The sequence below is a fragment of the uncultured Fibrobacter sp. genome, from assembly GCF_937877005.1.
In the GTDB taxonomy this organism is placed as follows: domain Bacteria; phylum Fibrobacterota; class Fibrobacteria; order Fibrobacterales; family Fibrobacteraceae; genus Fibrobacter.
This window is the reverse complement of the sequence record NZ_CALEFV010000042.1, coordinates 1-14,454: the sequence shown is the minus strand read 5'-3', so window position 1 is coordinate 14,454 and position 14,454 is coordinate 1. Positions and strand designations below refer to the sequence as shown.

Annotated in this window: 13 protein-coding genes; 3 read left to right on the top strand and 10 right to left on the bottom strand. The window is 52.3% G+C overall.

Annotation, left to right across the window (positions count from 1 at the left end; translation table 11 throughout):
* The 3 genes from Q0628_RS02290 to rimP form a co-directional block, all read right to left on the bottom strand.
* On the bottom strand, nt 1-1,552 hold a 1,552-nt coding region (locus Q0628_RS02290; protein ID WP_298767956.1), incomplete at its 3' end, for a translation initiation factor IF-2 N-terminal domain-containing protein.
* A gap of 30 nt (nt 1,553-1,582) precedes the next feature.
* On the bottom strand, nt 1,583-2,752 hold the full coding sequence (nusA, locus tag Q0628_RS02285; RefSeq protein WP_298767955.1) for a transcription termination factor NusA: 1,170 nt from the start codon (nt 2,750-2,752) through the stop codon (nt 1,583-1,585).
* A 15-nt stretch (nt 2,753-2,767) separates the two neighbouring features.
* Nucleotides 2,768-3,214 (bottom strand): ribosome maturation factor RimP, encoded by a 447-nt coding sequence (gene rimP, locus Q0628_RS02280; protein ID WP_298767954.1) that lies wholly within the window; start codon nt 3,212-3,214, stop codon nt 2,768-2,770.
* A 197-nt stretch (nt 3,215-3,411) separates the two neighbouring features.
* On the opposite strand from rimP, the gene Q0628_RS02275 reads away from it, so the two are divergent.
* Both Q0628_RS02275 and Q0628_RS02270 read left to right on the top strand, forming a co-directional pair.
* Nucleotides 3,412-3,837, top strand: a complete 426-nt coding sequence (locus Q0628_RS02275; RefSeq protein WP_298767953.1) for a CidA/LrgA family protein — start codon at nt 3,412-3,414, stop codon at nt 3,835-3,837.
* Nucleotides 3,834-4,526, top strand: a complete 693-nt coding sequence (locus Q0628_RS02270) for an LrgB family protein (protein ID WP_298767952.1) — start codon at nt 3,834-3,836, stop codon at nt 4,524-4,526. The genes Q0628_RS02275 and Q0628_RS02270 overlap by 4 nt, the downstream gene beginning before the upstream one ends.
* Here the strand turns inward: Q0628_RS02270 and Q0628_RS02265 are convergent.
* The gene (locus tag Q0628_RS02265) at nt 4,523-5,824 is read right to left on the bottom strand and encodes a nitroreductase family protein (protein WP_298767951.1); all 1,302 of its coding nucleotides are present in this window, start codon (nt 5,822-5,824) and stop codon (nt 4,523-4,525) included. The two genes, Q0628_RS02270 and Q0628_RS02265, sit on opposite strands and share 4 nt — an antisense overlap.
* 319 nt (nt 5,825-6,143) lie before the next feature.
* Between Q0628_RS02265 and Q0628_RS02260 the strand changes: the two genes are divergently transcribed.
* Nucleotides 6,144-9,638 (top strand): hypothetical protein, encoded by a 3,495-nt coding sequence (locus Q0628_RS02260; protein ID WP_298767950.1) that lies wholly within the window; start codon nt 6,144-6,146, stop codon nt 9,636-9,638.
* On the opposite strand, the gene Q0628_RS02255 is transcribed toward Q0628_RS02260, so the two are convergent.
* The 6 genes from Q0628_RS02255 to Q0628_RS02230 form a co-directional block, all read right to left on the bottom strand.
* On the bottom strand, nt 9,639-10,103 hold the full coding sequence (locus Q0628_RS02255) for a hypothetical protein (RefSeq protein ID WP_298767949.1): 465 nt from the start codon (nt 10,101-10,103) through the stop codon (nt 9,639-9,641).
* The gene (locus tag Q0628_RS02250; protein WP_298767948.1) at nt 10,103-11,026 is read right to left on the bottom strand and encodes a hypothetical protein; all 924 of its coding nucleotides are present in this window, start codon (nt 11,024-11,026) and stop codon (nt 10,103-10,105) included. The genes Q0628_RS02255 and Q0628_RS02250 overlap by 1 nt, the downstream gene beginning before the upstream one ends.
* A gap of 3 nt (nt 11,027-11,029) precedes the next feature.
* Complete coding sequence (locus Q0628_RS02245) at nt 11,030-11,458, bottom strand: hypothetical protein (protein ID WP_298767947.1); 429 nt, start codon at nt 11,456-11,458, stop codon at nt 11,030-11,032.
* A gap of 53 nt (nt 11,459-11,511) precedes the next feature.
* Entirely contained in the window at nt 11,512-12,780 is a 1,269-nt protein-coding gene (locus tag Q0628_RS02240; protein ID WP_298767946.1) for a class I SAM-dependent RNA methyltransferase, read from the bottom strand.
* Between the two features lie 6 nt (nt 12,781-12,786).
* Nucleotides 12,787-13,302, bottom strand: a complete 516-nt coding sequence (locus Q0628_RS02235; RefSeq protein WP_298767945.1) for an OmpH family outer membrane protein — start codon at nt 13,300-13,302, stop codon at nt 12,787-12,789.
* Nucleotides 13,303-13,311: 9 nt separating this feature from the next.
* The coding region (locus Q0628_RS02230; protein ID WP_298767944.1) for a BamA/TamA family outer membrane protein at nt 13,312-14,454 on the bottom strand (1,143 nt) is incomplete at its 5' end.

Sequence of the window (14,454 nt, the reverse complement as noted above, 5' to 3'; positions counted from 1 at the left end):
GGAAGGTCACCTTGCCCTGCTTGGTCGTGACTTCGTATGCACCGATGTGCTGCGTAATACCGCCCGATTCGCCGGACACCACATGGGTCTTACGAATCCAGTCGAGCAAAGAAGTTTTACCGTGGTCGACGTGGCCCATCACCGTCACCACCGGATGACGCGGCTTCAGGTTTTCAGAAGATTCCTCTTCCACGCCGAGCACTTCTTCTTCGTATTCTTCCATCAGCTGGGCTTCGTAACCGAATTCGTCGGCTAACAGCTGGATGGTTTCGAAATCCAGGCGGGCGTTGATGGTCACCATCATGCCCATTTCCATGCACTTCGCAATCACGCGGGCCGGCATCTGGTCCATAAGGCCAGCGAGTTCGCCCACGGTAATGAAGTCGGAAGTCTTGAGGATTTTCTTTTCTTCGCCGGAATTGTTGTCGTTGTGTTCCTTGCGATAAACCTTCTTGACGGGCTTCTTGGAAAGGTCGGCCATCACGCGAGAAACGTTCTGGCGTACGACTTCCTGCTGGATTTCCTTCTGGTTATCCATGCGGTCCTTGCCATTACCGCGGCGGTTCTTGTCATTGTTGCTACCATGACGACCGTTCTGCGGCTTGCCACCCTTGCCACCTTGAGCCTGGCCGACAAAGCCCTGCGCAACGCCACTGCTCGCCTTGAAGGCGTCCTGCATGGAGCTACCGGTAAATCCGCCGGCACGCCCCGTGTAAGTGCGGTTTCCATTGTTTCCGCCGCGATCATTGTTGCGGTTGTCACCAGGCTTGCGGTTGTTGCGGTCCTGTCCGTTGTTGGAAAGGCGACCGAACGTTCCCGTATATCCCTGCTGGTTTCCACCACCGCGATGTCCACCGCGGTTTGCCTGAGCCTGCTGCTGGGACTTCTTGATACGGGCAAGAATCGCTTCGTCGGGTTTGAACACCTGAGCCTTCATCGGCGGCTGCTTGAGTTCCATACCGGGCGTAACCATTGCTGGCTGAGCCGCAGCCTTGGGCGCATCAACCGGAGCGGGCTTGACTTCTTCCGGAACAGGGGCCGGGGCTGGAGCGGGCTTCGGAGCCGTTTCTACGACAGATGCGGCAGGTGCTGCAGGAGCGACCTTCGGTTCTTCAACCGGAGCCGCAGCAACCTTAACGGGAACGGCCTCTTCCTTAACCGGAGCGGGCTCGGGTGCTGGAGCAACCGGTTTTGCAGCCGGCTTTGCAGCAGCAGTCGTTTTCGGCGGCGTTGCCTTGGCAGGTTTCTTGCCCTTGATCAAGGTAACCTTAAGCTTTCCGTTCACAGCAGAAGAAGTTTCCTTCTTCTTGCCGGAGGACGCATTGGAAGTCTCAGACGAGGAAGTCTTCTTCAGGTTCTTGTTGCGAGCCTCTGCCTTTTGGCGTTCTGCATCGACGGCCGCTTCGATCTGTTCATATTCCTTAGCATCGACCTTGGACATATGAGTACGGACCGTTACGCCCGCATCACGAAGCAACTTCATCACGACATCGACCTTGACGCCGTGGGATTCAGCCCAATCTGCTGGTTTAATTTGTTCTTCAATAGCCATGAATAGCTTCCAATGTTCCTTTTTTAATTCTTAGCGGGCAACCTTACGATTCTGCTGGAGATCGACACTCGACGGAGATGTCGCCCTGGTCTTGGCTTCATCATCCATTTCGGACCATTCCTTTTCGCCAAAGACATCAAGGTTACGCTTCACCAGCTTGGCAGCAAGCATCACGTTCTGACCATTCTTGCCGATAGCAAGTGCAAGGTTATCATCGCTAATAATGACAACGGTACGATTGGTGTCGGGAACATGAATCTGCTTGATGACATTTGCAGGAGTCAGGGCACGCTGGATAAACACATCCAGGTCCGGATTCCACTGAACGATGTCGATACGTTCATTTCCTAGTTCGCGAACGATGGTCTGCACGCGAACACCCTTCATGCCGACGCATGCGCCGACCGGATCAATCTTTTCATCGCGGGAATACACGGCAATCTTGGCGCGGAAACCCGGTTCACGGGCAACGCCCTTGATTTCGACGGTGCCTTCGTAGATTTCAGGGACTTCCTGACGGAAAAGTTCCTTGAGGAAGTCGCCACTGGCGCGGGACAGGATAACCTGGGCACCATTCTTGGAAGATTCCTCGACCTTGGCGATCACAGCCTTAATCGAATTGCCCTGTTCCCAGCGTTCGCGCTTGATCTGTTCACGGAACGGAATCATGGCTTCGGTCTGTTTGCCAAGTTTCACGATGATATTACTTTGTTCAAGACGGAGAACTTCGCCGCTCACCATCGTGCCGATACGACTACGATAAGTATCCATGATCTTCTGGCGTTCGGCATCGCGAATCTGCTGATTCAAAAGCTGCTTTGCCGTCTGGATAGCCTGACGACCGAAAGCGGAAATAGGAATTTCCATTTCAAGGCGGTCACCCGGCTGGGCATCTTCGTTAAAGTCGCGGGCTTCTTCCACCAGCATATAACCCTGGTCCAGCTTTTCCACTTCGGCAGCGGTCATGTTCGGGTCGTAGTCCGGATAGTCGTCCACCACGTCAACGCGCAGGAACACATGGACTTCATTTGTCTCAATGTCGAAATCCACGTCGATTTTCTTTTCGATATGCAGGTACTTGCGGGCTGCAGTGACCAGGGCTTCCTTCAGCGCGTTCAGCACGATGGAATCATCCATGTCCTTGGCTTCGACGACGCCCTTGAGCACTTCGAGCAGGTTTACCTTCGGTTCGTTCTTCATAACATGACCTTCCTATTATATTTGTACATCCACTTTTGCCACCAGCACTTCGCTGCGGGGCACGACCACGTCACCGGCATTGCCTTTAAGGGTGAGCGTCAAATTTTCTTCATCAGCAGCAACGAGCTTGCCCGTAACGGGCTTACCGGTACTGCGGGTCACCCGCAGGAATCGTCCGATATTGCGGGTAAAATCGGCAACCGACTTGAGGGGGCGGTCTAGCCCCGGCGACGACACTTCCAAAGTGTAGGCGCCCTCGATAATATCCGGATCCTGGTCCAGAGCGTCAGACAAGTGACGGCTCACGTTAGAACAGTCGTCAATCGTCACCCCTTCGGGCTTGTCTATGTATAGGCGCAGTGTCTTTCTCTTGCCTGCGCGGAACATGTCCTGTTCCACCAATGTAACGCCGGCAGCTTCACATGCCTGGGCGATCAATGTATCCAATTTCTGGGCTACCAAATAGACCTCGTATAATAAACGGCGTTCGCATACGGCCCCGAAATCTGCTCATTTAAGCCTAAATCGGGTCCACGAACGTCAGTACAATCCCAAATAGAGAAAAATTTTTGTCTTTGGGCAACAGCGAGTCTCTCCAAAAAAGGCCTTTAGCACATATCTTTACCGAAATTTCCTCATTTTCTACATTTAGCCCCGCCATGAGGATTCCGTTACAGCTTACCGTCATATTCGCCTTATCCCTTGCGGGGGAATTCCTCCACCGCATCGTGGGAATTCCTCTCCCGGGAAACATTATCGGCATGGCTCTCCTCCTGATATTACTTTGTCTTAAAATCCTTAAGCCGGAACAGATTTCCGCCGTTTCAGGATTCTTCCTGAACCACCTTGCCCTTTTCTTCCTACCGCCGAGCATCGCCATCATGGCCGTCGGCGACGAAATCCTGAGGCAATGGCCGCTGTTACTGTTCCTGTGCATCGCTTTTACCGTCGTGACCCTTTCCGTGACAGGTCTTTCGACTCAGTTTCTCATCCGTAGACAGGAATACCGAGAAAACCTTGCCCTCCGCGCCGCACGACAAGCCCAGAGACACCCGGGCGAAGCCCAAAACGGAGGCAAGCGATGAACGACATCGTCAATTCGCCCCTGTTCGGCATATTCCTTTCACTCTCCGCATTTGAAGCGGGAGTCGCCATCAGCAAGAAATGGAAATACGCCCTCCTGAACCCACTGCTGATCGCAAACATCCTGATCGTCGGTTTTCTGCTCCTTACCGGAATCAGTCTCGAGAGCTACAATGTAGGCGGGAACTACATTTCGGTCCTTCTCTCCCCCGCCACAGTCGTGCTCGCCGTGCCGCTCTACAGGCAAATTTCCAAGCTCCGCCAATTCTGGAAACCGATTCTCGCGGGAATTTTCGCAGGAAGCCTAACCTCCATGGGATGCGTCCTGTTTTTTGGGAAACTCATCGGGCTCAGCGAAATACTCACGCTTTCGCTCCTCCCCAAATCAATCACCATTCCTATGGGAAGCGTCGTTTCCGCCCAGATCGGAGGAATCCCCTCGATTACCATCATCTCTATCGTTGTCACGGGAATCACGGGAGCGGTCACTGCGGTTCCTATCTGCAGACTCTGCCATATCAAGCATAGAGTCGCGCAGGGTATCGCCATCGGTACCGCGAGCCACGCGCTCGGCACGACAAAGGCCATGGAAATCGGCGAAACTCAGGGTGCCATGAGCAGCCTTTCTATCGGAGTGGCGGGGCTCTTCACCGCGATTGTCGCACCGCTCATATTAAACCTTCTGGCTTAGTTCCTTCCAACCAGGATTTCGGCGACTATACTTTCGCTTTCAGGAATATTGCAAAGTTTCTTCAGTTCGTCATGGTAAAAGAAATGCTCAGCTACGGCCGTCTTGCGCACCATGGAAGAAGACAAGTGCAGCGACTGCACTATGTAACCCGCATTCATCTGCATATAGCGGTAAGCTCTTTCTCCGAGCAAATTGCAGGACTCGTTCAGATCTGCCGTCAAGATAACGGCAAAGCCTGTATTTTCGGCCTCTTCCGGCACCACATGGCACTTCGCGAACTTTTTCACGTTGATAGCCCCTGACTGCATATAGATCGATTTTCGCACAGGGATATAACGGTAGACCCCCGCATACACGAACATCACGTCGAACGAGATAATCCATATCTTGAGAAGCCCGGCACCGAATAAATTAATCTGTCCCACTTCTAGCCAACGAAGCATGCTCGAAAAGTCATCGAGGTCCATGCCCACCTTCTTGAACGGATGGCGATTCACTGGAACTTTTCCGAGATCGCTTATCCATTTAAGGTACATTTCGTTATCGAATTTTGCGGGCGTAATCGGAAGTTCGTCTCCCGGCTGAGCTTGCGCCGCCAGGCGGCGAACTCGAATGCACTTCGACAGATCCAGGATATTCTCGCCTCGGTTCTGCCGCATGAATAGCGAAGAATAGCGATCCGGAATTTCATCGAGCGAAGCATCGGGCATGATTTCACTTTCGCAACGGTTCGAATACGCCGTTTCGCCCACACCTTCGTCGACGGAATTATAGGCAACTTCGCAGTACTCGGGGAAAACCGCCAAGGCTGCCATCGGAAACTCCGTCGCAGGTAGCCCCAAAGCAACCGCCACCTCATCATCGACAAATCCGCCCAGGGCAAAGACCTTCGATCCATGCGACTTGGCATGCAAAAGAACACTACCGACGCAAGCGCCGACATCCTGCATGACCTGCGCATAGGCAGATTCTCGGAAACGCCATACGGCCCTTTCCAGCACTCCCGTAAAAATATAGAGTAAAGGGGTCTGCGACACGAATTCCCGGTCAGGAAAGGCCTTTGCCAACGTTTTCGCCTTGTCCTTGTTTCCCAGTCGCACTAGCTGCCCCACAACATCGGGAGCTGCACTCCGGCCGGCAGCATCGTAAGCGTATACTCCATCCGGAATTTTACGACCATGCGCAACGACATAAACTCCCACCGGCTTCAGGTCGTCGCCAGACACATACCCGAAACAAGGAACTTCCTCGCGATGCAAGTCAATCCGGTCCATTCCTAGATAGCGTCTGTCTGGCATAACCTGACACTCCCACTGCAGCGACAGACTCGGTTTCGCCTTGGGCACATACTTAATTGACTCGTGATATATTTCCGACAGGTAGCGCATTATAGGACCAACATATAGCCAATAGAAACATTTAAAATATACTCATTTTTAAGGGAACTTCCGATTTTATTCGCAATATATCGCATTAGATAGCTTAATAATGAGATTAGAATAGCAAGGGCCGTTTTCCATGCCATTCCCATGAAACAACTGCCATCCGCCATACAGGCGACTTTTCTTGTAAGCTCGTCTTTTATATATTGTAGGAGAATTCTACAAACGGTTTTTTGTGAAGTACTATTTGCGTGTGACCCTTCCGGCCCTGGTTCTGACATCCGCGATATGCGCTGGTGCGACCGGCTTCTATGGCAACAATAGCGATATCCGCTGGAAAACGGCGGGTACCGATCATTTTCAGTTTATTTATCCTGCCGAATACACGAACCACGCCGCCAAGGTTTCCGCCTACGCCGAAGCCGTCTACGACTCCGTCGTGAGCCGCTACCGTATCGATCTTCCTAGCCGCGTCAACGCGACTCTCAACAATGCCCTTTATAGTAACGGCAACGCCATCCCGAGTGAAAACAGCATCAACCTATGGCTTACCAACTGGGACTTCAAAGTCCGCAGCAGCCACGGATGGCTAACCGACGTGGTGACCCACGAATTCAGCCACCTAGTCAGTATCGAGAACGCAAGCAAGTTCACGCCCGGGCTGTACGGGCTCCAGATAAGCTATACCGACTACTACAACGAACGGACCACGCAGGACTTCGCGACCATGGTTCCCTTCACCCTGCAGCCACTCTGGTTTGCGGAAGGAACCGCCCAATACGAATCCAGCCGCATGGGATTCGACTCCTGGGACACCCACCGCGACATGTTGCTACGCGTTGCCGCCTTGAACGACTCCCTGCTTTCGCTTCCGTTCATGCACGACTTCTCGGACAATTCGCTCCTTGCAGAACTTGGTCCCTACACACAGGGATTCTCGCTCGTCCGCTACATCAGCAAGACCTATGGAGAGGATGCCGTTCCTAAAATATGGTCCGAGCTTTCCAGGTTCCACCGAGTCACGCTCGACGCAGCCATCGAAAATGTCCTGGGAATCAGCGAGCAGCAACTCTACGACAACTGGAAAGACGAAATCACATCCCTATACAAGGCGCAGCGCGACTCCCTTGGCACACTCGTCGAGGGAACTAAGCTTACCGAAGAAGCCTTCTGGCAGGACTTTCCTGTCGTCGCAGGAAAGAACCTGTACGGCGTATCGAATTTCGGTGGTCCCTGGTTTGACGGAGGCCTATTCAAATTTCCCCTCGAAAATGCGAAAGACGAAAACAAGGCTGCAACCGAAGACAGTTCCAACACCATCGATGGCGTTGAAATCGGCGACATCACGATCGAGAACGAAACCGAAACAATCAACATCACAGAGTACGCCAAGCACGGTTTCAAGGCAAAGAAAGCCTGGTTCGACAAGGGTATCGACGTCCACGAAGACAGCGTTCAGGGGCCAGTACTCGCCTATGTAACCTACCAGCACAAGGACAAAAACGGTCATTCCCATTTTGATATCGCGGTAAGCGACACCAACAGTAACGAACTGACGCTAACCTACCTGGTCGACGCAGTATACCCCGCCATTGACGCCCAGGGAACTACCGTCGCCTTCGCCATGCGAGAACCGTTCAGTACCCGTTTCCGCTTAAGCAAGGTCCCTTTTCCCAAGGACTTCAGCGAATACGTCGCCGAAGATCCCGTCGATATTTTCGTTCCCGATGCCAAATACAACTATTACAACATCTATAGCCCGAAATTCAGCCCCGACGGAAAGCGGATCGCCTTCGGTTTCTTTGACGATGTCAACCGCGGCATCGCCGTCGTCGATGCAGACGGCAAGAACTTTAAAGTCGTAAGCACCGAGGGTTTCGATGAACGTGATGTCAACTGGATCGACAACGACAAGATTATTTTCGCAAGTAACCGCAACGGCATTTTCAACCTATTCGAAAAGAGCCTCTCGACAGGAGCCGAACATCCGCTGACCAATGTCGTAGGCGGGGCCTTTACCCCGGTACTCGCAGGTGACACCGTCTATTTCACCCAGTACGACAAGGACGGGTTTTCGCTATACAAGATTCCCTACAGTACAGCGCCGATGGTCAACGACACCTTGATTAGCGTGACCTTGCGCGACAGCACCGTGCAGGTATCGGACACCGTGACGAATTGTCCCGAAGCGGCAGATTCCAGCATCGTAACATCAACCGACTCCAGCAAGGTGAACGAACCAGCAGAGTCCTGCACTCCGACAGTTACCGTCCGGGATTCGGTTTTCAAGATTGCGGATACAACACGCACCGTGACCCAGAAGCCTGCCGCAAGCGCCATCGTCCTACACGGAAAACCCATCGAAAAAATCCAGAAGCCAGTTGAATTCCGCGACATCGAATTCGCAGGCATCGAGCGAGACTACAAGCCACTTCCGACAACACCCCTGTTCGTCCCGATGCTCGTCTTTACGGAAAACGCACCGGATCTCACTGTTTTCGGAAATGGACAACTCAAGACAAAGGCGGGCCTTGCCGCAATCGTAAGCGATCCGCTCAAGAAAAACACCATTCAGATGGGACTTTTGCTAGAACTCGGCAAGGGCCTCGATTACATCAACAGCGACGGTCTAAACCCGGAACAGGAAAAGGAATTCTTCGTCTCCTGGGAAAACAAGAGCACGCCCATCGATCTTTCGCTCAGCTACACCTACGCAAACTACACTAGCAAGGATACGGTTCGCTACGAAGATGTCCGCGCCCACAACGGAGACAGCCTCGGTATCAGCCACTATGCCATTCCCATGCAATCCATTGTCGGTGCAGCCGGCTACAGCATCTTTAAATCCATCGACACCGTGCAGGTGGCCCTCGGCTACGACTGGGCAAACTTCAACCTTTACGAAGACAATTTTGAATGGACCTACCATAAACGCGTGACGGCGCTCGCCTTGCTCGGACTATACGGAGATCATGCCGAAGGTTCAGAAATCAGCGGTCAGGGCAACGGACTTGTTCTCCATTATCAGTATTCAAATTCCGACCTGTACCGTCCAGGGACCTTCGCCGAAAGCTTTACGGTCACCTCAAGCGGATCTATCAAGCCGAAATACAGGAACTTCAACATTCACGAGTTCGGCATCAATCTTTACGGAAGCATCCAGAGCCCGCTTACCGGCGCACGCCTAGCGGCAGGCGGAAAGGTCGCGGGAATCTTCAACTGGAATACCGATGCCAAGGAAGACACGCTGGACTCCTACTACTATAGTCCCGTATTCCTGGAAGGCTACCCGTATCTGCGCAGTTCCGAAAGCTATACGCTTGCCGGAACCAAAACCGCCATAGCGGAACTCCACTACCTCTACCCCATCTATGACGACTGGCGCAAGAGCGCGTGGATTTTTGAGACACGCAGCTTCTACATTGACGGTTTTGCACAGATGGGAAGCGCCTGGAACACCAAGTGGATCGATACGGACAAGTTTACCGATCATCGTTTCTGGGACCGTTCCGTCGGCATCAGTCTGCGCATGAGCAACAGAATATTCTACAGCGTTCCCTTTGACATCTCGTTCACGCTGGCTCGCGGTCTAAACCGCATTGGCGAAGACGAAAGCCTGCATGGAGGACGCAAGCTGAATCCCATTGACTTGCCGCTCGTCCCCGAGGCTATCGCCCCGACACGAATCAAGTTTGCCATTGGAATGGGTTTTGTGAATTCCTGGCAGTAACTAAAGTTCGCCGTACTTTTTCTTGGGTTTATTCGCTTCGCCAGGCAAAAGCTGGCCTGGACTTGTACGCTGGCCATCTCTTCCGGTGAAATTCGGATTGTACTTTTTAACCTGGGCCTGTTTCTGTTCCGCCTGCAGATCCATCATGTGGCGTTCCCACTCCTGCATGGCCTGGTCCAGTTCCGCGCGGGCATTGAGCATCAATTCCTTCAACTGCATCAGCTCCAGCATCTTGTCGCGCTTCATGATCCAAAGTTCTTCCTCTTCGGGCATGCGCTCGATATTGAAGAGCAGGTTCATGTAGTCCTTTTCTGCGTCGCGATAGGCCTTTTCCATTTCCTTGTAAACCATGTAACGGTCATCGACCATGGTCTGCTGTGGAGAAGGATGCGTGGCACAGCCGGCCAAAGCCGAAAGCGCAACAGCCAAAAGGATCCATCCTTTCTTAGGGGACCAGCAGCCCATTATTCAGCAGTCTCCTCGCCCGGCTTCTTAACCGTAAACAGGCGTTCCAGCGTAACCTGGCTCTTGAAAGTAGTCGTATCCTTCGTTTCAGGATTCACCATCGTGTGCGTACCGACCTTGACTTCGCGTTCCTGGCAAGGTACACCTGTTTCAGGATCGATCATCACCTCAAACTGGGTCGCATACTCCGCCTTCAAGCCCTTGTTATACTTCTTGAACTTTTCAGGGACAATGTTACTATTCACATGTTGCTCCCAGATGTAGTACGGGAAGCTTTCCGTTTCCTGCAGGTACACGACATAATCTAGGCAACGGCGATGATCGCGGTGTTCAAAGCCCTTTACGACAACGGAATCCACTCGGATCAAGGCAAAGTTCAAGCGTCCCTGGTCCCTGAGCATCTGGGTAATGTTGCCCTTGGTCGGCACCTCGCCGAGCAGCAGGTGGTCCATTTCCCAGCGGTGTTTCTCAAGTCGCTTCAAATGCGGTTTGTAATCGGGATTCAGCAACTGCTTACGCCAAACTTCCGGCATCGGGAGATGCGCTAGAAGCGAATCGTAACCTTCCGAAAGTCCCTCGATCGAGAGTACATTGCGATCAAGCGCAACGAGATCCACGGACTTGGCGCGCCAGGCCAATTCGGACGGCATGTAGTTCTTGAGGTAGCCGCGAGACTTGTCCATCACGTAATCGCGATGAAGTTTCAGGGTATCGCCAACCGAAGAATACTCAAGGTTCACATACGCAGCCGTCACCGTCCCCATCTTTTCTTCACCCTTCAAGTCAATTGTCGAAAAATAGCCTTCCTCGTAAAGTTCCACCTTTACGGGAGCCGCATTTTTATAACTGACATTTACCTTGGATTCACCGCAGGCAGAAAAGACTATAGCGAGGGACAGTCCCAGAAGACAGATACGATTCATGAATTACCGATTTTTGATGAGCGTAATTTCTTTAGTAGCGAGGATACGGCCATCACCGCGAATTTCAATCACAATGGGTCCGGGTTCCTTATGACGGCTAAGTTCGCGAGCGGTCATGAGCCCTCCGCGGCGAGACTTTCCCTGCAGCGTATAGACACCCATTTTATCGCTCACCGCTACTTCATGGTTCCAAATTTCCGGTCCCTTCTGCGCTTTAGTTCCTTCATAGAAGGCGATTCTCAATTTTGAAAAATCAAAATTCTTTCCATAACGGAACTGGACTATCATCGGGTCCTTCATTTCGAACTCGTTGGTCGTATCGGCCACCACTTCCGAAGCCGGATTCCATTCTCGACCGCAAACGATAGCCATCTCTTCTACCGAGCATCCCGCAAGCAGATAGAGAACCAAAACCAACAACCACTTTTTCATGCAAGCCTCCATAAACATTCTGTAAATAAACTAGAAAAATGATTCATGGGCGGCTATCGCGAAAGCACGAACATCATTTCCAAATGGGGCGTTCTCGGATAAAAGGCAAAGCCTTCCGCTCTTTTCAGACAAAAACCCGCCTGCGAGAACCTCGAATAGTCACGGGCGAGCGTCACCGGATCACAGGACACGTAAATTAATCTATTCACGGAGCTCTTTATGATAGCCTCCAAAGCGGATGAAGGCAATCCCGTGCGGGGCGGATCTACAATCAAGGTCGCCGGAACATTAACCACATTTTTAGAAAGCCACTCTTCGGCCGGAGATGACACGTTTTCTATCTGAGGTGCAAGACTCGTCTCCGCCTCGCCAGCATCGTGTAATTGCAACAAGTTCCGATTGGCATGCTTCAGGCAACCTTCATCTCGTTCCACTGTCGTAATCCGTTTGAACTTTTCGCGCAGAAACGCCGCAAAAAAACCGACTCCACTGAACAGATCGATAAGCCAAGCGTCACTCGCCTCGCCACTTGCAATACCTTCGTCAACGGCATGCTGCACCGACTCAATCAATTCCGGCAATAGCGACAAGTTGCTCTGGAAGAATACCGATGCATCGGAAAAGATTTTCTTTCCCGCAATATCAACGACGGCCATCGCATTTTTTTCGAATTCCATCGAGGGCATTCCGCGATAGAAATAGCTTACTTTCCCCTTGCCGTTATCGAAAACATTCAAGTCCAGCTCAAATGGTCGCGAACGGTATTTTCCACCTTTCGGTTCCAGTTTTTCAAACAGTTTGCAGGCGTTCTCCTTCAAGAAGGAGTTCAAAGCCGGAGTGAGCACCGGACAGTTCTGAATAAAGGCGACACGATTGCTTTCCTGCATGCGAAAGCCATAAGACACTTTTCCCGACTTGTCGCGACATACCAGGACGCGGGCGCGGTTCCTATAGCCCCAGGATTTTCCTCTATGGATTCTAAAATCGTCGGGAAGTTCAGCATGCGCGATACGTCTGAAGTTTTCGCGCTCCACCTGTTCCAAGTAAAAGGCTTCGCGGCTTTCTTCAAGATGCTGCAAGCTGCACCCTCCGCACTTTCCGTAAAGGGGACATTGGGGCTGCACGCGATCAACACTTTTTTCAAGCACCTTCACGACCCGACCCCGTGCAAAGTCCTTGCGATCCTGCGTCAGCTGCACCAGACAAAGTTCACCCGGCAGTCCGCCCTGAACAAAACACACGCGGCCGTCGGACAGCCGCGCCATTCCTTCGCCCCCCTGCACTAATTTCTCTACACGGAGTTCCTGCATCAATACCGTCACACCAAACTAGCGGTTGTTCAGGTAGTCGAGAACCTTCTGGGTCAAGTCGTTTTCCTTTTTCCAGAACACGACGGCACCCGTCGCGCGGTCCACCACCATGTCATAGCCTTCCTGGAGGGCAATTTCGTTTATCGCCTTGCGAATCAGCTGGATAATCGGGCCACTGACCTTTTCATTTTCAGAAATCAGTTCGCCCTTGCGGCCATACACGCGATCGATAAAACTCTTGAGTTCCAAATCCTTCTTGTTGTACTCGGCTTCAAGCTCACGCTTCTTTTCATCGCTGAGCATAAGCACCTGCTTGTCGAGTTTTTCCTTGATGGCTGCAAGTTCCTTCTGTAACAGGTTGCCCTGCTGTTCCCATTTGGCCACCTGGCGGTCGTATTCTTCCTGAGCCTTCTTGGTGCCCTTGTAGCCGTCAAAGATCAGCTTGGAATCTACATGCGCAATACGCAGACCATCTTCGGCAAACGAGACAGTCGCAAAAGCGAGGAGCAGAACCATCAGCAGACGTTTAAGCATAGAGCCTCCTTAGAATCCCTGGCCAATGACAAAGTTGAACTGCATGTCGCCCACTTCGGTACGCTGGTAGCCACTATAGGTTTCACCCACATCCAAAGGCCAGGCAAAGTCAAAGCCGATAATACCAAGCATCGGAACAATTACGCGGAAACCGAAACCGATATCCTTCTTGAGGCTCGTCGGATCCCATTCGCTAAGCGGACTGCGACTGGGTGTCGGAACCTTGGTACGCGGATTGTAGCGTTCTCCGAACACGTTACCTGCATCGAAGAAGAACGGCAACAGGTAGAAGGTCTGCGGAACAAGGCCGAGCTGAAGTTCTACGCCGGTGTACTGGTAGCTACGGCCTAAGCGACGATAACCGATCGATCCCGAGCTGTAACCACGCATCATGCCTTCATAACCCATGACGCCACCCATCGTATAGAGCGTACGATACTGCAACTGGTCACCGACGATAACACCGTACTGGTTCGTCAAGGCGATAGCCAGGCGGTCACGGAACAGCGGGAACCACCACTTCACGGTAAGTTCCGTCTTCACGAAACTAAAGTCACTAAATAGGACATCATCAGCCCACTGAACATCAAGCACGTAGCGGGAACCGTCGGTCGGGAACTGCGGCAGGTTCTTATCGTCACGCAACAGGCGGAAGTTCAAGGCGGATTCCACACCCGTATAGACGACATAGCTGTCATCGATGTTCGGACCCTGCTTGTTCATGAGCCAGCTATAACCGATCTGGCCATAGAAATAGTCATCGGGCCACTTGAGGCGCTTACCCAGGTAGACGCTTCCGCCGTAACGGGTAATGTCCGGATCGCCGTAATCGCTCATGTTCCACCAGGAGTAGCTCAGGCTTGCACCCAACGTAATCGGCTTGTCCAACAGCCAGGGTTCCTGGAAACTGATAGAAGCACTCTTCTTATCTTCACCATATTCCACGCTGAAGGTTGCGGCCTGACCGTCACCCATACAGCAGTTCGGGATAGAAACGCTTGCCGTACCCACGACGCCGTCGCTTTCGCTATACGAAACACCCAAGCTGAACTGACCGGTTCCCGCTTCCTTTTCCTGCACGGTAAAATCAAGATCGACCTCCTGTTCGCCCACGACCTTGATGCCCTTGCCGTTGGTGGCATTGAAGTCAGC